The 19,113-nt window shown below is 60.8% G+C and carries 14 protein-coding genes; 9 read left to right on the top strand and 5 right to left on the bottom strand.

Annotation, left to right across the window (positions count from 1 at the left end; genetic code table 11):
• Positions 1 to 65: 65 nt before the first annotated feature.
• From QZ822_RS03850 to QZ822_RS03830, 5 genes are all read right to left on the bottom strand, one after another.
• Positions 66 to 2,438 carry a restriction endonuclease gene (locus QZ822_RS03850; RefSeq protein WP_294642729.1) on the bottom strand — a complete coding sequence of 791 codons (2,373 nt, stop codon included), beginning with the start codon at positions 2,436 to 2,438 and terminating at the stop codon, positions 66 to 68.
• Positions 2,439 to 2,955: 517 nt separating this feature from the next.
• Positions 2,956 to 4,053, bottom strand: coding sequence for a restriction endonuclease (locus tag QZ822_RS03845; protein ID WP_294642727.1), 1,098 nt, complete (start codon positions 4,051 to 4,053; stop codon positions 2,956 to 2,958).
• 297 nt (positions 4,054 to 4,350) lie between these two features.
• Positions 4,351 to 4,746 carry an acyl-CoA carboxylase subunit epsilon gene (locus tag QZ822_RS03840; protein ID WP_246827281.1) on the bottom strand — a complete coding sequence of 132 codons (396 nt, stop codon included), beginning with the start codon at positions 4,744 to 4,746 and terminating at the stop codon, positions 4,351 to 4,353.
• Between the two features lie 65 nt (positions 4,747 to 4,811).
• Entirely contained in the window at positions 4,812 to 6,413 is a 1,602-nt protein-coding gene (locus QZ822_RS03835) for an acyl-CoA carboxylase subunit beta (RefSeq protein ID WP_294642725.1), read from the bottom strand.
• A gap of 318 nt (positions 6,414 to 6,731) precedes the next feature.
• Entirely contained in the window at positions 6,732 to 7,013 is a 282-nt protein-coding gene (locus tag QZ822_RS03830; protein WP_070634125.1) for a YciI family protein, read from the bottom strand.
• Positions 7,014 to 7,256: 243 nt separating this feature from the next.
• Here QZ822_RS03830 and QZ822_RS03825 point away from each other — a divergent pair, with 243 nt between their 5' ends.
• The 9 genes from QZ822_RS03825 (at position 7,257) to gatB (ending at position 18,654) form a co-directional block, all read left to right on the top strand.
• Positions 7,257 to 8,186: a biotin--[acetyl-CoA-carboxylase] ligase gene (locus QZ822_RS03825; RefSeq protein ID WP_294642723.1), complete on the top strand. Its 930-nt coding sequence runs from the start codon at positions 7,257 to 7,259 to the stop codon at positions 8,184 to 8,186.
• Between the two features lie 107 nt (positions 8,187 to 8,293).
• Complete coding sequence (locus QZ822_RS03820) at positions 8,294 to 8,782, top strand: hypothetical protein (RefSeq protein ID WP_005508853.1); 489 nt, start codon at positions 8,294 to 8,296, stop codon at positions 8,780 to 8,782.
• 325 nt (positions 8,783 to 9,107) lie between these two features.
• The gene (locus QZ822_RS03815; RefSeq protein WP_294642721.1) at positions 9,108 to 10,259 is read left to right on the top strand and encodes an adenylate/guanylate cyclase domain-containing protein; all 1,152 of its coding nucleotides are present in this window, start codon (positions 9,108 to 9,110) and stop codon (positions 10,257 to 10,259) included.
• Positions 10,256 to 11,149, top strand: a complete 894-nt coding sequence (locus QZ822_RS03810; protein ID WP_070629083.1) for a PP2C family serine/threonine-protein phosphatase — start codon at positions 10,256 to 10,258, stop codon at positions 11,147 to 11,149. The genes QZ822_RS03815 and QZ822_RS03810 overlap by 4 nt, the downstream gene beginning before the upstream one ends.
• Positions 11,150 to 11,360: 211 nt before the next feature.
• Entirely contained in the window at positions 11,361 to 13,568 is a 2,208-nt protein-coding gene (ligA, locus tag QZ822_RS03805; protein ID WP_294642719.1) for an NAD-dependent DNA ligase LigA, read from the top strand.
• A gap of 696 nt (positions 13,569 to 14,264) precedes the next feature.
• A complete protein-coding gene (locus tag QZ822_RS03800) occupies positions 14,265 to 15,017 on the top strand; it encodes a transglycosylase family protein (RefSeq protein WP_294633743.1) in 753 nt (250 codons plus the stop codon).
• A gap of 215 nt (positions 15,018 to 15,232) precedes the next feature.
• Positions 15,233 to 15,529, top strand: a complete 297-nt coding sequence (gatC, locus tag QZ822_RS03795; protein WP_005507016.1) for an Asp-tRNA(Asn)/Glu-tRNA(Gln) amidotransferase subunit GatC — start codon at positions 15,233 to 15,235, stop codon at positions 15,527 to 15,529.
• Positions 15,530 to 15,544: 15 nt separating this feature from the next.
• The gene (gatA, locus tag QZ822_RS03790; RefSeq protein WP_012903973.1) at positions 15,545 to 17,149 is read left to right on the top strand and encodes an Asp-tRNA(Asn)/Glu-tRNA(Gln) amidotransferase subunit GatA; all 1,605 of its coding nucleotides are present in this window, start codon (positions 15,545 to 15,547) and stop codon (positions 17,147 to 17,149) included.
• Positions 17,149 to 18,654, top strand: a complete 1,506-nt coding sequence (gene gatB / locus QZ822_RS03785) for an Asp-tRNA(Asn)/Glu-tRNA(Gln) amidotransferase subunit GatB (RefSeq protein ID WP_049355301.1) — start codon at positions 17,149 to 17,151, stop codon at positions 18,652 to 18,654. Before gatA ends, gatB begins: the two co-directional genes overlap by 1 nt.
• The last annotated feature ends 459 nt before the right edge of the window (positions 18,655 to 19,113 follow it).

The raw sequence follows: 19,113 nt of genomic DNA, 5'->3' as shown, positions 1-19,113 counted from the left end.
CTCAAACATATAGAAGGGGAGAAAACCGGGGCGGCTTCAAAACGGCTGGCCGCTACTAGCTTGACCTAGCCGGCGAAGTACTCGCCGTTCAGCTCGAGCAGACCGTTCGCGCCCTCAACCACACCGAGGCGGTGCGCAATGAGGCGGTCCTGTAGCTCATCGCCGGACACCAAGTCCACCAGGATGTTCGGGTACTTGGTCGAGCAGCGGATGAACTCGTCGTACGCCTCGTCGCTGAACGCGGCGTTCGTGATGAAGGTGCCGAGCTGGCCGCCACGGGCGTGAATCGCCAGGAAGAACGCGGTAATGTCCTGCGGCTGAACGCCCGCGGACAGCACACCGTTCGCTGCCGGGCGCAGAGTACGAACGTAGAACGCCCGCTCTTTTTCACCGGTGGCGGGGGTAGCCACGCCGTCCACACCCTGAGCCTCCAGAGCCTCCACGGTGTAGCCGCGCATCAGGAACAGATCGAAACCAATACGGCGGAAACGCTCCTCAGACACCTGAGCCAGCGCCGGAGCCAGCGCCTCACGGCGGAAGACCTGACGGTAACGCTTCAGGGCCTCACGCACCTGCGCGGCAGCCACCTGCAGCGCGGTCGACGGGTCACCGGCAGAAGGCGACTGAGCTACAACAGCCGGAACGGAAGCAGCAATAGCAGGAGCAGTCGCCGCAGGCTTGGCGGCAGCAACCGGTGCCGCCGGAACCTCAGCGGGAGCCTGCGCAGAAGCCGTCACCGGCGCACCAGCCGGACGCGCCAGCAGAGCCGGAGAAGCACCCGGCACCGGAGCCAGCGGCTCACGCGAAGCGCCCTCACGAGCCCCCAGGCGAGCCTGACGCTCCGCAGCACGCGCCTCCTTCGCAGCCTGAAGAGCCTCCTCACGAGCTTGCAGTTCAGCCGCAATATCCAGAGGCAGCTTATGCTTGAGCGACTGCGGCGGCAACGGCGCCATGCGGGCGGTCACCGCCTCCGGAGCACCCTCCGGGAAACGCTTGAGTAGCTCCTTACCCGCCTCGCTCAGCTCGTAACGCTCCGGGTTCTTGCGGGACGTGCGGCCCGTACCCTCACGCAGAGCGTTCAGGTAGCGCTCGCCCTTCAGAACGTGCATCGCCACCGAGTAGCGGTTACGCAGACGCGGGGTCAGCTTGTAGCGGTGCGGCGCGACCTCACCCTGCAGGTAGGGGATGTCCAGGGCGATCTTCAGCTCATCGTAAATGTCGTAGTAGGAGATGCGGGGGTTCTCCTCAACCAGCTTCAGAATCGGGTACAGCAGCTGATGCGGGTACGGCAGGGCATCCACCGCTGCAGGATCCAGCAGAGCCGAAGCCACCAGCTTCTGAACGCTCGGCTCAGCCATCTGTGCCAGAGTGGGCGCAAACGCGGAACCCAGCGAGTAGACGGTCTCACGCTCGGACAGGTAGTGGTGGGCGATCAGCACATCGTAGAGGTAATCCTGCGCGTCAATCTGCACAAAATAGGGGTTCGAGGACGCCTGCTGAATACGCTCGTCGCGGTCAAAGACCTGCTCCAGGCTCGGAAGGCTCAGCTCCACATCGGCGCCGTGGTCGTTGAGAGTATCGAGCAGAAGTACGCCCATGTGGGTCAGCAGAGCATCGGTTGCGGCAATATCCTCGGCAGTAATCGAGGTGCCCTCATCCTTCACCAACGCCAACACGGAGCTCAGCTCGCTCGCGGGCACACCGGTCTCCTCGTGACGAGCCACCAGCTCCTTCGCCGACGGCGACAGCGAGTACAGGGTCACCGGCGAATCCGTGTGCTCGTGAAGAGTCTTGGTGCGCAGGTAGCCCTCGCGGGTCAGGATGCTCAACGCCTGAGCAATCACCGGTTCCACAATGCGCTGCTCCAGGTACGACAGGCCGTACCAGCCCTGCACGAAACCGCACTCGCGCAGCACCAGCTCACGAATCTTCACGGGAGCCGCCGCGGGGTAGGCCGGGGTAACGCTCAGAACGATGGGCAGAAGCTCACGCACCGTAATGTGCGAGAGCAGAATCGGGTAGAACTGCTTCAGATAGTGCAGGTACACGCCGCTCTGCAGAGGCAGAACCGGCAGAAGAGCCTGCGCCTGCTGCTCCTTCGCGGTGCCCAGAAGCTCGCGGCCCGCCTCGCTCAGAGTGTAGTGCAGATTGCCCGGATGCAGCTGACTGAGGGACACCTCAAGATAGTCAGCGTTGACCAGCGCCGCAATCAGCTTATTAAGCGCCTCACGGAAGAGGACATTGTCACCCACCGCAATGAAACGCTGAGTCATATTGAAACCCAGGTCTACGCCAACCGGGGTGTACATATCGGGGAAGAAAACCTTCTCGCCACGATCCTGCGCGCGCTCAAAATGGCGGAGCAGAGAGAAAGCCGCAGCAACGCTGAGAGTGCGTGCTTCCTCAGGTAGAGCCTCCCACGAGGTTTCCTGCTGCAAAGAGTGCAATTCGGAATGATCGATATGGAGCATTGTTTTATTCACAAAAGCCACGCCGGGCTCCTTATCTAGTGTTATTTATCGTGCAGGCGTTCTTCATGAAGTGCAGTCATACGAACGGGAAAATAATCACGAAAGTGAGCGGCACCATCTTTATTTTTGGGCCGGCACTTTGAAATCCCGCAGTGAAGAGAAGCAGGGTAGGTAGTTTTTCTCAACCCGTCCCGCTTACGCACCGTCTTCAACGACGAACACCTTAGAAAGAACGCTATAAATTGGGGTGAAGTGCTGATACCGTCACGGGTATATTCACTTCGTGAAATAATGCGAAGAATATATAACGCATTACCTTCTCATTGTATCGGCTGGTTCGAGAAATAACCCAAATTTCTAAAACCAGCCGATATGTGAAAAATATCCTCAAGGAAAAGTGAAAATACATTAAGTGAAATGACGCGGGAAATGCGTGAAGATCAGAGATATTCGGAGAGAAATACTCGCCCCAAAACACCCCCGGCTACTCCATGCCACGGGCAAAATACTCCTCGTCAATGCGGTAACCGCATTCGCCCTCACCATCAAGAACACCCACACGGTGACGAATCATCAACTCCACCAACTGGTGCCGATCAACCAGCGCAATATTGCGAGCGCCTGGCAAACCCTGCAGATACTCGGGAACCGGATGCGCAAAAGCACCGCAGGTCACCAAAACACCCTGCAGGCCGCCGTGCAAAAGCACTGCACCGGCAAGCTTCTGAACCTCGTTCGGGGTGACCTTCATGGTTCCGCAATAATGCTTCACCTGAATATAAATCGGCGCAAAATCCAGACCGTCAGAATAGCGGGCAATAACATCCACGCCCTTATCGTCGGCACCTCCGGTTACCTCGGTCGTAAAACCGAGAGCCGTAAAAATATCGGCAACAATCTGCTCAAAGTACTCCGGCGTCACCGCGTGAATATGTTGAATCAAATCCTGCGTAAAATGCTCCGCAAATTCTGCCTGAGCGTGAATGACCGGCGAATCGCTGGCACGCAAAATAATATCCAGAGGCGACTGACCGGCGGGCCAGGACCCCGCAGCCTCCGCAGTGCCTGCAGAATTCAAAGCATGCGCAAGATGCGCCGCGCCGGTTGCCTCATAAGCAGCGGTGGCGGCATCAGCATGATCAGCGTCTGAGAAAGACGGTAGCGCATTAAGCGCACCGGTATCAGTAGCACCAAAAATGAGGCGATGCTCCGCCTCCGCAGTCTCCAGTAGGGCATTCGCCTGCTTCTTCAGCTTCTTCGTGGTCCTCGCCGTCAGACTCTGAGCACACAGAGCATGCACCTGCTTCACCACACGCGGCGGCACCGAACCGTGCAGATGCGGGGTGCAGGTCAGCTCAGCACCCAGAGGTGTGAGCAGATACTTTCTCTTCTCCCACGGGGTCAGGCGAGGCATCAACTGGGCATAACGAAGCGCCACCAAGATTTTCAAGGTGGTACGCACAGCCACCGCAAAATCGGTGGATTCAAGATCGGGTAGGTTCTTCTTCGACCCCAACGCCTTAGTCTGCTGCCGCAACTGCTCGCTAACATAGGCTGCGGTGCGAGGTACAGTCTTCGACAAGCGCCGTAGCGTCGGCAACAGAAGCGCGATATAGACATCCGGTGGGGGCCTATGGTTTTTATTCAGCATCTTTGCCATGGTCCCTGCCAATTTATTAACACTAATGTGATGGTATATACATCGTAGCATCAGTACGTATCATCATGACTTTATCGTTTCTAATATGACAAAACCGCGAGAATCAACGCATTAGATGTTGAATAACGCAATATAAATCTTGAATTTGAGGCAAAACAAGAAATTCCCGCCGCACCAGTCGGTGCAACGGGAATTTACTATTCAAATGAGCCACCCACACTACATGGGGCGGGCGCGCCTCCACGAACCGGGGCCCGGACGCAAGGACGCACCCAGGCGCTGGCGACGGTTCAGCAGACGCGATGCCGCACCCACCAGTGAGTTCTGCTCCTGCTTCGCGGCGCTCGCCTGCATCATCGCCACCACGGCGGTCAGCGCGGCAATCTCCTCCGGAGTGGGGGAGCCCTTGACCACCTTCAGCAGCGGCTCCTGTTCAGTATCAGTATCTACCGAAGACTGAACGGGTTCCTTCGTTGCGCTGGACGCGGTAGCCGAGCGTGCCGAAGACCGAGCGGAGCCACGCTCAAGCTGCTCGGAACCCTCAGCGGACTCCGAACTATCCTTCTTCTTGCCGAACGAGAAATAACTCAGCGGATTGTAGCCTGCCAAAGGCACGCCTCCTTAGAAACCTAAAATCGTGCGAACGCCTGCACCACAAACGGTGCGGGCACAACGGAAGCCTACAGCGGGATGTTGCCGTGCTTCTTTGCCGGGGTAGACGCACGCTTATCGTGCAGGGCACGCAACGAAGAAATAATGCGCACGCGAGTCTCACTCGGGGCAATAACCTCGTCAATGTAACCCAGCTCAGCAGCCTGGTACGGGTTCAGCAGCTCTTCCTCGTACTTGGCGATCAACTCAGCGCGGCGAGCCTCAACATCGCCACCCTCAGCCGCCAGCGCGGCCAGCTCACGACGGTACAGAATATTCACCGCACCCTGAGCACCCATCACACCAATCTGAGCGGTGGGCCACGCCAGGTTAATATCGGCACCCAGCTTCTTCGAGCCCATCACAATGTACGCACCGCCGTACGCCTTACGGGTAATGACGGTGACCAGCGGAACGGTCGCCTCCGCGTAAGCGTAGAGCAGCTTAGCGCCGCGGCGAATAATGCCGTTGAACTCCTGATCGGTGCCGGGCAGGAAGCCGGGAACATCCACAAAAGTCAGAATCGGAATGTTGAACGCATCGCAGTGACGCACAAAACGGGCAGCCTTCTCGGAGGCGGAAATGTCCAGGCAGCCGGCGAACTGCATCGGCTGGTTTGCCACAATACCGACCGTGCGGCCCTCAACGCGGGCGTAACCGATCATCACGTTCGGGGCGTACAGTGCCTGCATCTCCAGGAAGTGGCCGTCATCGACCACGGACTCAATGACCGCACGCATATCGTAGGGCTGGTTTGCCGAATCCGGAATCAGGGTGTCCAAATCCAGATCGTCCACGGTTACCACGGGCTCCTGGTCGTGCTCCAGGGGCAGGGGCTCAGCAAGGTTGTTCGAGGGCAGGAACTCCAGGAGCTCACGCACAAAGTCGAACGCGTCTTCCTCATCCTCAGCCAGGTAGGTGCTGGTACCGGTCACAGAGTTGTGCTGACGCGCACCACCGAGGGTTTCCATGTCCACGTCCTCACCGGTCACAGTCTTAATGACGTCCGGGCCGGTAATGAACATGTGCGAGGTCTTATCCACCATGATGATGTAGTCAGTCAGGGCGGGGGAATACGCGGCACCGCCGGCGCAGGGGCCCATAATGACCGAAATCTGCGGAACCACACCGGATGCACGCACGTTCATACGGAAAATATCGGCAAACATCGCCAGGGAAGCCACGCCCTCCTGAATACGGGCGCCACCACCATCGTTAATACCGATGACCGGGCAGCCGTTCTTCAAAGCGAACTTCTGCACCTTCACGATCTTCTCGCCGTTCACCTGTGAGAGGGAGCCACCGTACACGGTGAAATCCTGAGAATACACGGCAACCAGGCGGCCATCCACGGTGCCGTAACCGGACACCAGGCCGTCACCCAGAGGCTTCTTCGCCTCCATGCCGAATGCGGTGGTGCGGTGGCGGGCGAGAGCATCAAACTCAACGAAGGAACCCTCGTCCAGAAGCATTTCGATGCGCTCGCGGGCGGTGTTCTTGCCGCGTGCGTGCTGCTTCTCGATAGCTGCCTCACCGCTGGGCGCGAAGCTGCGCTCTCGACGTGCATAAAAATCAGCGAGCTTACCGGCGGTGGTGCTCAAATCAAATTCCTGCTGGAGGTTCTCGGACATCATTCCTCGTTCCTGCTCCACCCGATTGTCGGGAGCCAGTGGTTGCGGTGATGGTTGTTCAGAAGGCCCCGAAGAGCACTCTTGAACAATGTGCATATCCCTCAACTATAGTGCGAACTAGGGCACATATGCCAGGCGAGAAGCCAGAATATCAACACTAGATACACTTTTATGCACTCAGCACCCAAGAAGGTGCATACAGTAAACAAAAAGCGCGAAAGAACCGCCCAAAAGAGCACAGAAAACCCCCTTCCGCCTCGGCAATCCTTGCCTGCGGAAGGGGGTTTTCGTTCAAGCTATTCCAGCGTGAAATGACGCTTAGATGGTGCCCAGAACCGGGTTCCACTCGGTCACAGTGTGGGACAGAACCGCGCCACCAACGTTCATCGGGTCGTTAGCCACGATCTTCTCCGCAGCCTCAGCGGAGTCAACCTTTGCAATCAGTAGAGCGCCAGCGGGGGTCTCGCCATCCAGCAGGGGACCGGACACGATCAGGTTGCCTTCCTCAATCTGCGAACCAAGGTACTCGCGGTGAGCCGGGCGGTACTTCGCCTGCTCCTCGGGAGCTGCGTAAACGTAAGTAATTGCGTAATAAGCCATAACGGTCTTCTTTCGAGCAGGGCGGAGGAACCTCCGCAGCCGGTCGGTGCTTGATGCACCCTCACTGTCTAATGTACCGTCTCGGGCGCCGGGTGGGCATCACCGGCGGCAAGAAATTGATATGGTGAGAAGCCAGTGCGACTCGACAGAAACCGGCAGGTTTCGGCGGTGAGCTGAAAGCGGGTCGACATACTGCAGAGCAGTTTCGAGCAGAGTAGAAAGGCGCAAGCTATGGAGGAGAATATGCATACCGAGAGCGATCATTCGGTTTTGGATGCGCCGCGCATCCGCACCACCGCGCTGGATATGGGCTACTCCAGCGTGAACCTCTACGATGAAGTTGACTCCACCACCACCCGCGCCCGCGAACTACTTATGGACGGCACCGACCCCGGACGCGAACAGCTTGGTGAGCTCTCCGTCTACGCCAGCCTCTACCAAAGTGCCGGACGCGGCCGCCTCGCCCGAGCCTGGACCGCCCCTCCCGGGGCCTGCCTCGCCGCGAGTATCGTGGTGCGCCCGCACGCCTCCACCGACCCGCTCGCCCGAGAACTCCCCGAAGGCAGCTACCACTGGATGACCCTCATCGCCGGGCTCAGCGTGGTCGATATTTGGCGCGGCTACGGCGTGGATGCCGCCCTCAAATGGCCCAACGACGTCATCGCGCAGGGAGCCAAAGGCTGCGGAATCCTTGCCCAGCTCGTCCCTGAAAGCGGCGCTACCGAGGGGCAGCGCAGCATCATCGTGGGCATCGGTCAGAATACGAATATGTCCGCCGAACAGCTGCCCGTACCCACCGCCACGAGCCTGAGCCTGTGCACCGGGCAGGTCATCGACTCATCCGAGGTCCTCACCCGACTGCTCGGCATCTTCGCTCGCCGCTACCGCGCCTTCGTGCGCGCCGGCGGCGACCCCGAACGCCCCGACCCTCTCAACCCTGATAGCCTCAGCTTGCTTGACCAGGCGCGCGACGCCACCGCCACTCTCGGCGCCAGCGTGCGCATGAGTCTGCCCGACGGAAGCACCGTAGAAGGCGTTGCCGAAGACCTCGACGCGCAGGGGCGCATCCTCATCCGCCGCGAAGACGGGGCCCTAGAGCCCTACGCGGTGGGCGATATTGAGCACCTTCGCCCCGCCAACAGTAGCTACGGAGATTTTCAGCAGGCACACTAGAAGCAGCCCCTAAAATTTCAGCCCGGCACGGCAACATCCCTCAACCCACACCACCTCAACCGGCGCCTCTAGTCGGAATACAACAACCAGCACAGCTAAGGAACACCATGCGTTTGCGCGGAAAACTCAACCCCGGTGAGCATGTCATCATTGCGACCCGACAGCACTACGGTGCACTGCTGCCCACGCTTGCCTACCTGCTGGTTGCAATCGCCGCGTCAACCTTCGCCTCCACGGCACGGTCCTCACCGATTCTGTGGACTCTCGGCACGATCTGTGCGGTAGGTACTCTGCTCGGTGCCGTGCGCACCGCCTGGCGTTGGGCAACCACCTACTACCTGCTGACCACCCACCGGCTCGTGGTGCGCCGCGGCATCATGACCCGCAGCGGAGATGAGTCGCTCTACCTGGATTCCATGGGGGAGCGCTGGGCAAAACAACCCGGTCCGGGAGCCTGGCTGGGGTACGGGTCGGTGTACGTGGTGTGCCGCGGGGTGCACCACCGCCTGACCTACGTGCCCGATCCCAAGCGCTTTGAAAAAGAAATTAAAGCCGCCCGACGCGACTACTACGCCCTGCGCGCTCGCTATATTTAGGGCTTCATCGCCTCTGCAACCGAGTTGGGGAGGGAACCGTCGGAGTGGCTCAGAGCCTAAACTCGCCGCTAAATCTGCCGAAAAAATGCGGACTAGAGTATTCTTAAATGTGAATTACTCCACTAAACTATCCGGGGGTGCGGGCGCTTTTGTGACCCAAACACCACGGCGGAGGGGTATATTAACAAGGCGCTACACGGTGAGCATCATCGCAGTGAGGCAATGCGAAACCCGCAGAGCACAACGGTGTACCACATAACCTAGCGCCACCACGGTATAAACCAGACAGTATTTTCCGGCAGGGATGAAAGGAGCGGCAGCGGTAATGAGCACGGCAGACCACCATGAACTTGCGCGCTCTCCGCAGGACACCGGCGCCACCATGGGCCCCGAAACCCAAATGCTCAACCTCAAAATCCTGCAGAATCTCGCGCAGAACAATATCTACCGCGATGAGGATTCCAAGGCAGGAATTCGCGCCCTCGAAAAGTCGCTCCTGGGACAGGGTCGCCGCTACACCCCCGTAGAAGCCGCAGAATGCGCCGGACTTCCCTTCGAAACCGCCCAGCGCATCTGGCACAACATGGGCTTCCCGACGATTCCCAACCACTCGCCCTACTTCACTGAAACAGACGTGCAGATGCTCGCCGACCTACAGAAGTTGGACGCAGAAGGCGACATCCGCATGGAATATGTGGCATCCCTCGTGCGCGCCGAAGGTCAACTGACCGACCGCACCGTCGCCTGGCAGATTGAGGCGCTCGTGCACAACATCATGGTCACCGAAAACCTCAGCGATAATGATGCCCGCCGCAAGCTTCTTAAAGACTTCCCACGCTACCTTGAGGTTCTCGAGCGTCTGGCGCTGTACGCATACCGCCGTCAGATGTACGCCGGAATCCTGCGCCTGGGATTGCGCGAAAACAACGTGACCACCTCCGGCCTCTCCCGCCTGCCCCTGGTGCGCGGCGTGGGATTCGTGGACCTGGTCTCCTACACCTCCCTGGTGCGTAACCTGGATGCAGCGGCACTTTCTCAGCTCATCAACCACTTTGAGCAGAGCTGCCTGGACGTTATCGCACCCCTGGGCGGCCGCATTATTAAGACCCTCGGTGACGAAGTTTTCTTCCTCACCGAAACTCCGGACGCTATCGCAGAGATTAGCCTGCGTCTGTCCGAAAAGATTGGTGCCGACCCGCAGCTGCCGGACTCCCGCGTCGCCTTCATCTGGGGCGAGGTCCTGGCTAACCGCGGTGATGTGTACGGCTCCAGTGTGAACCTGGCTGCGCGCCTGGTTTCCCTGGCTGAACCGGGTACCGTGCTGACCGATAATGAGACAGCAAACACGCTCCGACAGGTGGGAAATCGCTATACTCTCACCTCTCAAGGAACGCGAAATGTTAGAAGCTTTGGTAACGTAGACCCCGTGGCGGTGACTCGTCGCGTGAACTACACAATGGAGATAGACCTCTCATGACTGAACTGAAACTACGTACCGGTGGTGCAACGCACCGCGGCGCACATCGAGAAAATAACGAAGATTCGATGGTCGTCGCCGGTTCCCTTTGCGTGGTCGCGGACGGCATGGGAGGCCACGAGGCAGGCGAGGTTGCTTCGCGCCTGTGCGTGCGTCAGCTCGCCTACTCACCCTTCTTCACCATGCCCGGTGGCCGTAGCGAAGAGGAACAGCAGGCCTACGTTGAGCGCCTGGCCGCTATTGACGAGGAAGACCCCACCAAGCGCCGCCGCCGCGCGAACACCCTGCTCAACAACGAAATTGTGGGCACCCTCAACCGTCTGCACGACATCATTGGCGAAACCAACGAGGAGATTAAGCAGGCGCTTTCCCGCTCCGGCGGTACGACTGTGACGGGTGCCTGGTTGACTCGCATTGGCGACCGTAACCTGTGGGTTATCTTCAACGTGGGTGACTCCCGCACCTACCGCCTGCTGCGTGAGGACGAGGGTATTCACCACTCCGCCATGGAGAAGCTGCCCGGTTCCGAGGGCTCCGCTTCGCTGGAGCAGGTCACTAGCGACCACTCCGAGGTGCAGTACCTGGTCGATGAAGGTCAGATTACCGCCCTGGAGGCGCTGACCCACCCGCGCCGCAACGTGATTACCCGTGCGTTGGGTACCGGCAACTACTGGGAGCCGGACTTCTGGGTTCTGCCCGCTCGTCCGGGTGACCGCCTGATGCTCTGCTCCGATGGTCTTTCCGGTGAGCTTTCGCACGAGTACATGGCGCGTGTGCTCACCTCGATTCGCCACCCGCAGGATGCCGCTGACGTTCTGCAGCACGAGGCTCTGCGTTCGGGTGGGCGCGACAACATTACGGTGATTGTTGCCGACGCTGTCGAGGCCTAAACTCGAAGCCTAAACTTCATACCTGATGGTTCATCCCCGTTTTCTTCGGGTGCTCATGCGAGTGCCTGCAGGAGGCGGGGGTGAACTGTATCTGCGTTCAGCATTGCTGGGAGTAGATTGCTTGGCGTAGATGCGGCGATTATGCGCTCGCGGCCCCAGCAATATGACGAGCGATAGGGGAGAGGAACGGCAAAAACGTTAAACTGGACGGGTGACTGAGAACAACACCACCCAGCAGACTGCCCCCGCCGAGACTGCGGCAGAGATTACCGAGGCTCTGCGTGCCGAGTACGCGGAACTGACCGATAAGATTCGCGCCGCCCGCCGCGCCTACTACAACGAAGACGCACCCTTCCTCTCGGATGCCGAGTACGATGCGCTCTACCGCCGCCTCGAAATCATTGAGGCGGAGCACCCGCTCATCATCGCCAACGACTCGCCCACCCAGGAAGTCGGCGGTGAGGCCATCGAGGCTTTCGCGCCCGTCACCCACCTGCAGCGCATGTACTCCCTCGAGGACGTCTTCTCCTTCGAGGAGCTGCGCGCCTGGCTGACCAAGACCGAGGAGAGCACCCGCAACCTTACCGGCAGCGCACCGCAGTGGCTGACCGAGCTGAAGATTGATGGCCTGGCGGTGAACCTGCTTTACCGCAACGGCACTCTCGTGCGCGCGGCAACCCGCGGCGACGGCACCACCGGCGAAGACGTCACCCACAATGTGCGCACCATTGCGAGTATCCCGCAGCAGCTGACCGGTGAGAACCACCCCGAAGAAATTGAGATTCGCGGCGAGGTGTTCATCTCCTCCGCCGATTTTGAGAAGCTCAATGAATCCATGATTGCCGCCGGTAAGAACCCCTTCGCGAACCCGCGTAACGCCGCGGCAGGCTCCCTGCGTCAGAAGGATGCGGCGATTACGGCATCGCGCCCGCTGAGCATGTACGTGCACGGCATCGGTTCACGTACCGGCCTGGACATCGCCACCCAGTTTGAGACTTACGATCTGCTTGCTTCCTGGGGTCTGCCCGTGAGCCCGTACAGCGAAATCGCCGCAAACACCGAGGCTGTCTTCGACTTCATTAACAAGTACGGCGAGCAGCGCCACTCCCTGGTGCACGAAATCGACGGCATCGTTATTAAGGTCAATGACTTCGCGACCCAGGCTCAGCTGGGTTACACCTCCCGCGTGCCGCGCTGGGCGGTGGCGTACAAGTACCCGCCCGAAGAGGTGCACACCAAGCTGCTGGACATCCGCGTGGACGTGGGACGCACCGGCCGCGTGACCCCCTACGGCGTCATGGAACCCGTGTTTGTCTCCGGCTCGACCGTGGAACGCGCCACCCTGCACAACCAGGATGTGGTCAAGGCCAAGGGCGTGCTCATCGGTGACACCGTGGTGCTGCGCAAAGCAGGCGACGTGATCCCAGAGATCGTCGCCCCCGTGGTTGCCCTCCGTGACGGCACCGAACGAGAGTTCGTCATGCCCAGCGAATGCCCCTCCTGCGGCTCGCCCCTGGCACCCGGCAAGGAAGGCGACGTGGACCTGCGCTGCACGAACCCGCGCTCCTGCCCGGCGCAGCTGACCGAGCGCGTGTACTATGCGGCAAGCCGCGGCGCCTTCGACATTGAGGCGCTCGGCTTCGAAGCAGCAAAGGCACTCACCAGCCCCGCAACCCCGGATACCCCTCCGCTAACGACCGAAGCGCACCTGTTCAGCCTCAACATTGAAGACCTGCGCGAGGTCACCATCGAACGTGAGAAGAAGGTCAAGGGCGTGGGCACCGGAAAGATGGAGCGCGTGCCCTACTTCTACACCAAGCCGACCAAGGCGCGCCCCGAGCCGAAGCCCACGAAGAATACGCTGAACCTCTTCGCCGAACTGGAGAAAGCAAAGCAGCAGCCGCTGTGGCGCGTGCTGGTTGCCCTCTCGATTCGCCACGTGGGCCCGACCGCCGCCCGCGCGCTCGCCGCAGAGTTTGGTTCGATGCAGGCGATCCGCGAGGCTGACCGTGAACGCCTTGCCGCTGTGGACGGTGTGGGTACCACGATTGCCGACTCGATTATTGAGTGGTTTGCCGAGGACTGGCACGCTGAGATCGTGGACTCCTGGGCCGCCGCCGGTGTGCGCATGGAAGATACTCGTGACGAGTCCGTGGAACGCACCCTGGAGGGCCTGACCGTGGTCGTGACCGGCACCCTGAACGGCTACACCCGTGACGGTGCGAAGGAAGCCATTATTTCTCGCGGCGGTAAGGCGTCCGGTTCGGTGTCTAAGAAGACCCACTTTGTGGTTGCTGGCGCGAACGCTGGGTCGAAGCTGGATAAGGCTCAGCAGCTGGGTCTGAAGATTCTGGATGAGGAGGGCTTCACCGCCCTGCTCGAGGGTGGCCCGGAGGCAGTTGAGGCTCCCGCGGAGTAGACCCGGTAGCGGGGTCATCTGAATCTGACCCCAGCAATATATAGAGTATTCAGGCTCTGGAGTGCGTGCTCCAGAGCCTGAATGCCGATTTTTGGCATTTATAATTACCACAGCTTTTAAGGCGGAAGCGCCTTAAAACACTCCCAAAGCGAAGAAATATTTAAAAAATATTTACACGCTGTTCAAAACCCTTAAAGGGGGCGTGCGCCAACCCCGAATCAGAAAGCTCAGCGGGGGAGCGCATCCGAGTTAAACCCCTAGAAAACCCCGAAATTCCGGGGTGAAACCCTTAAGGCGCGCGGGGCTCAAGGTCTTAAATAATGTTTCCTGCACTTTTAACCTGGAAGAACCCTGGGAGAACCCGGGACGTTCGCTGTGAACTTGAAATCGGGTTGGAATCATAAAAAACCTCGGCTATCTTTGAGACCAGATGGATTCTCGCAAGAGAATCACCTGTGTGGTTTCAAGCTTGGAATGCTTGAAACGATGCCCGGTTCTACCGCACGTCCCCATCGAGGAAGTGCCACCCGGATTCCGCACATAAGTGCAGAATCGCTCACGGTGACATGAAATCGGTGGAGAGCCGCTCACATGGTAGAGCCAGAATATGAGTAACCTACTTCGTTATCAAAGGGTGAGCGGCGGCGCGCTAGAGTTCCGGGGACGGAACGAGCGGGGACGGCCCCAAGGAGCATTATGAAGAACACTTCCATTCGTCGTACCGCAGCAGCTCTCGCCATCGGTGGCGCTGTAGCAGCTACCATGTCGATGCCCGCTGCAAACGCAGTAGACGGTGCTACCTGGGACGCACTGGCACAGTGCGAGTCCGGTGGCAACTGGTCCATCAACACCGGTAACGGCTTCTACGGCGGTCTGCAGTTCACCCAGCAGTCCTGGAACGGCGTCGGCATGTCCGGCTCCCCCGCGACCGCTACCCGTGCACAGCAGATCGAGGCTGGCGAGCGTCTGCTCGCTATCCAGGGCTGGGGCGCATGGCCCGCATGCTCCGCTAAGCTTGGCCTCTACGGCAAGACCGGCGCAGCTCCCACCTACACCGAGCCCACCACCACCGTGGCTGCACAGTCGCAGACCCAGCAGACCTACACCGCACCCGCGGCACAGGCTGCACCCGCAGCTCCTGCAGCTCAGGCTGCACCCGCAGCAGTTGAGGCTCCCGCAGCAGCTCCCGTTGCACCGGTAGCACCCGCTGCACCCGCAGTTGAGGCTCCCGCAGCTCCCGCAGCAGCACCGGCAGTTGAGGCTCCCGTAGCAGCAGCTCCCAAGGCTGCAGCAGGCACCTACACCGTGGTTCCCGGTGACTCCCTCTCGCTGATCGCTGCAAAGCTCGGCGTTGCAGGCGGCTACCAGGCAATCGCAGCTGCGAACACCGACATCATCTACAACGTTGACCTGATCTTCCCCGGCCAGGTTCTGACCATCCCCGCCTAAGGATTAACCCCCAAGCGTAACGTGGACACGTTGTAGCCCAACGCCCCGCACCTCACACGAGGAGCGGGGCGTTGAGCATTTAACCCGAAAACAGGGGAGAAGAACACCGCCTGAACACGCAAACCAGCAGGTAAACCCTCCAACCCCCAATGAGACGGAAAACGCAACCTCCACTACACTAGAGAAGAGACAAGAAAACAAACTACGGGAGAACCATGTCTGCCATCACCTTTGAACAGGTAAAGCACCTGGCATCGCTGGCACTCATTGAGATGACCGATGAAGAACTCACCGCGATGGCGTCTGAGCTGGACGTCATCGTCGCATCCGTTGAGACCATGTCGCAGAAAGCAACTGCCGACATCCCCGCGACCAGCCACCCCATCCCCCTCGAGAACGTCTTCCGCGAAGACGTACCCGTCACCACCCTCACCCAGGAAGAGGCGCTCTCCGGCGCCCCCGACGCACAGGACGGCAAGTTCCGCGTGCCGGCAATCCTCGACGAAGACTAAGAGGAGAACAACCAAGTGAACGAACTGATCCAGCTCACCGCCGCAGAAGCAGCAGAAAAGCTCGCATCCGGCGAAATCACCTCCGTCGAGCTCACCCAGGCACACCTGGACCGCATCGCAGCCACCGACGGCGCACCCCTGAGCGACAACCGAGCAGACGGCAAGAGCGGCCTCAACGCCTTCCTGCACATCAACGCCGAAGAAGCACTTGCCACCGCAGCAGCAGTGGACGCAGACCGCGCAGCAGGCAAGGAACTGCCCCCGCTCGCAGGCGTACCCATCGCCGTCAAGGACCTCATCGTCACCAAGGGCCAGCCCACCACCGCAGCATCGCGCATGCTCGAAGGCTGGATGAGCCCCTACGACGGTACCGTCACCCGCAAGGTCCGCGAAGCACGCATGCCCATCCTCGGCAAGACCAACCTCGACGAGTTCGCAATGGGCTCCTCCAACGAGCACTCCGCATTCGGCGTAGTCCGCAACCCCTGGGCACTCGACCGCGCACCTGGCGGCTCCGGCGGCGGCTCCGCAGCAGCCGTCACTGCCTTCCAGGCACCCCTGGCGCTCGGCACCGACACCGGCGGCTCCATCCGCCAGCCCGCAGCACTGACCGGTAGCGTCGGCGTCAAGCCCACCTACGGCTCCGTCTCCCGTTACGGCGTCATCGCCATGGCATCCTCCCTCGACCAGGTAGGCCCCGTCGCCCGCACCGTCCTGGACACCGCACTGCTCCACGAAGCAATCGCAGGCCACGACCCGCTCGACGCAACCTCCCTGCCCGATGAGCCCGGCAACTTCGTTGAAGAAGCCAAGGCAGGCGCAGAAGCCGCACGCAAGCGCGACCTGTCCGGCCTGCGCATCGGCGTCATCAAGGAACTCGGCGGCGGCGACGGCGAAGGCTTCGAAGCAGGCGTCCTCGCACGCTTCCGCGAATCTGTCGAAGAGCTGCGTGCCGCAGGCGCAGAGATCATCGAGGTCTCCCTGCCCTCCGTCACCGAAGCCATCAGCGCCTACTACATGATCATGTCCTCCGAGGTGTCCTCCAACCTGGCACGCTACGACGGCGTCCGCTACGGCCTGCGCGTCGTACCCGAAGACGGCCCCGTCACCATCGAACGCGTCATGTCCGCAACCCGCTCCGCAGGTTTCGGCCACGAGGTCAAGCGCCGCATCATCCTCGGCACCTACGCACTGTCCGCAGGTAACTTCGACGCCTACTACGGCGCCGCACTGCGCGTACGCACCCTCATCCAGCGCGACTACGCAGCAGCATTCGAAAAGTGCGACGTGCTCATCTCCCCGACCGCGCCCTCCACCGCGTTCAAGCTCGGCGAGAAAACCGAAGGCGACCCCATGGCAATGTACCTGGGCGACGTCGCAACCGTGCCCGTCAACCTGGCAGGCGTCCCGGCGCTCTCCCTGCCCGGCGGCCTCTCCGAAGAGAACAACCTGCCCGTCGGCATCCAGTTCACCGCACCCGCACGCGAAGACGCACGCCTGTACCGCGTCGGCGCAGCACTGGAAGAACTGCTCACCGCAAAATGGGGCGCACCGCTCTACAAGAGCCTGCCCGACACCGAAACTCTGATCCGCGACTTTGACTTTGGGGGAACCAAGTAATGAGTGAAGAAGTCCTCAGCTTCGAAGAAGCCATCGAAAAGTACGACCCGGTCCTCGGCTTCGAGGTGCACGTCGAACTGAACACCAAGACCAAGATGTTCGACTCCGCACCCAACGAGTTCGGCGACGAACCCAACACCAACGTCACCCCCGTATCGCTCGGCCTGCCCGGCGCGCTGCCCATGGTGAACAAGACCGCTGTTGAGTCCGCCATTAAGCTCGGCCTGGCACTGGGCTGCGACATTGCAGACAAGTCCTACTTCGCCCGCAAGAACTACTTCTACCCGGACTCCCCGAAGAACTTCCAGACCTCTCAGGCTGGCGGCCCCATCGCGGAAAACGGCTCCCTGGACGTCGAGCTCGAAGACGGCACCATCTTCACCGTCGAAATTGAGCGCGCCCACATGGAAGAAGACGCAGGCAAGCTCACCCACGTTGGTGGCGCAGACGGCCGAATCCAGGGTGCAACCTCCTCCCTGGTCGACTACAACCGCGCAGGCGTGCCCCTGATCGAGATCGTCACCCGACCCATCGTCGGTGCCGGCGAGCGCGCACCCGAACTGGCACGCGCCTACGTTGCCGCAATCCGCGACATCGTACGCTCCCTCGGCATCTCCGACGCCCGCATGGAACGCGGTAACGTCCGATGCGACGCCAACGTCTCCCTCATGCCCAAGGGCGCAGAGAAGTTCGGCACCCGCTCCGAAACCAAGAACGTGAACTCCCTCCGTTCCGTCGAGCGCGCCGTCCGCTACGAGATTCGCCGCCACGCAGCGATCCTCGAACGCGGCGAAAAGGTCACCCAGGAGACTCGCCACTGGCACGAAGACACCCGCGAAACCTCCTCGGGCCGCCCCAAGTCCGACGCTGACGACTACCGTTACTTCCCCGAACCGGACCTCGTACCGGTCGTCACCAACAGCGAATGGATTGAGCGTCTGCGCGCCGAGCTACCCGAACCCCCGGCAGAACGCCGCCGCCGACTCAAGGGCGAATGGGGCTACTCCGACGAAGAGTTCCGCGACGTCGTCAACGCTGGCGCACTCGACGTCATCGAAGAGACCGTCGCCGCAGGCGCAACCGCAGCAGCAGCCCGCAAGTGGTGGATGGGCGAAATCGCCCGCCGCGCAAAGCAGGCTGAAGTTGAGCTCACCGCTCTCGGCGTGGAGCCCGCAACCGTGGTCGCCCTCGAAGCACTCATCTCCGAAGGCAAGATCAACGACAAGATCGCCCGCCAGGTGCTCGAGTTCGTCCTCGCCGGTGAAGGCACCCCCGCCGAAATCGTTGAGGCACGCGGCCTCGCCGTGGTCTCCGACGACGGCGCACTCACCGCAGCCGTTCAGGAAGCACTGGCAGCAATGCCCGACGTTGCCGACAAGATTCGTGCCGGCAAGATTCAGGCAGCCGGCGCTATCGTCGGTCAGGTCATGAAGGCTACCCGCGGTCAGGCTGACGCCGCTCGCGTGCGTGAGCTGATTCTGGCTGAGTGCGGCGTGGAAGGCTAAGCTTTTCCGCTGACCCGGCTCTAATGAAAGAGGCGCTGTCTCCCGATGTGGGAGGCGGCGCCTCTTTCGTTTTTCCCTAGTTTCGCTTGTGATACGGCGTTCCGTTTGGCTTTGCACGTTAGCTCCGCTTGGAAAGGCGGTTATCGTCCTCGTTCCGCACCATAGCGTTTGGGGAGGCACGCCGCATGTTTCCTCCGCGCCTACGCAGGGGCACCCGTCACCCGGACGCTCCGCCCCTCCTTGCTTCGCTGCGGAGAGCGTCCGTGTGACACCCTGAGGGCGCTTCCGGAAAACACGGCGCGCCACCTTGGGTAGCCTAGCGTGTGCGGAGGGGTGGTGTCGTCCGTAGTGACATCAGGGTGCCCGAAGCGAAGCGAGGGCGGGTTCCCTGTAGGAACGAGGACGAGCACCGTCCCCCCCCCGCGTAGCGCAACGTGCTGAAACGAAGAACGCTCCGTC

This window comes from uncultured Rothia sp., from assembly GCF_916715725.1.
GTDB lineage: Bacteria > Actinomycetota > Actinomycetes > Actinomycetales > Micrococcaceae > Rothia.
Note: the sequence above shows the minus strand (reverse complement) of the source record. Positions and strands in the feature narration are given on the sequence as shown.

Bases quoted from the DNA above. Each gene is read 5' to 3' on its own strand.
- gatC (WP_005507016.1), top strand. From the start codon at position 15,233: ATGTCTGCCATCACCTTTGAACAGGTAAAGCACCTGGCATCGCTGGCA.
- gatB (WP_049355301.1), top strand. From the start codon at position 17,149: ATGAGTGAAGAAGTCCTCAGCTTCGAAGAAGCCATCGAAAAGTACGAC.
- QZ822_RS03835 (WP_294642725.1), bottom strand. From the start codon at position 6,413: ATGTCCGAGAACCTCCAGCAGGAATTTGATTTGAGCACCACCGCCGGT.
- QZ822_RS03800 (WP_294633743.1), top strand. From the start codon at position 14,265: ATGAAGAACACTTCCATTCGTCGTACCGCAGCAGCTCTCGCCATCGGT.
- QZ822_RS03825 (WP_294642723.1), top strand. From the start codon at position 7,257: ATGCATACCGAGAGCGATCATTCGGTTTTGGATGCGCCGCGCATCCGC.
- QZ822_RS03815 (WP_294642721.1), top strand. From the start codon at position 9,108: ATGAGCACGGCAGACCACCATGAACTTGCGCGCTCTCCGCAGGACACC.
- QZ822_RS03820 (WP_005508853.1), top strand. From the start codon at position 8,294: ATGCGTTTGCGCGGAAAACTCAACCCCGGTGAGCATGTCATCATTGCG.
- QZ822_RS03830 (WP_070634125.1), bottom strand. From the start codon at position 7,013: ATGGCTTATTACGCAATTACTTACGTTTACGCAGCTCCCGAGGAGCAG.
- QZ822_RS03810 (WP_070629083.1), top strand. From the start codon at position 10,256: ATGACTGAACTGAAACTACGTACCGGTGGTGCAACGCACCGCGGCGCA.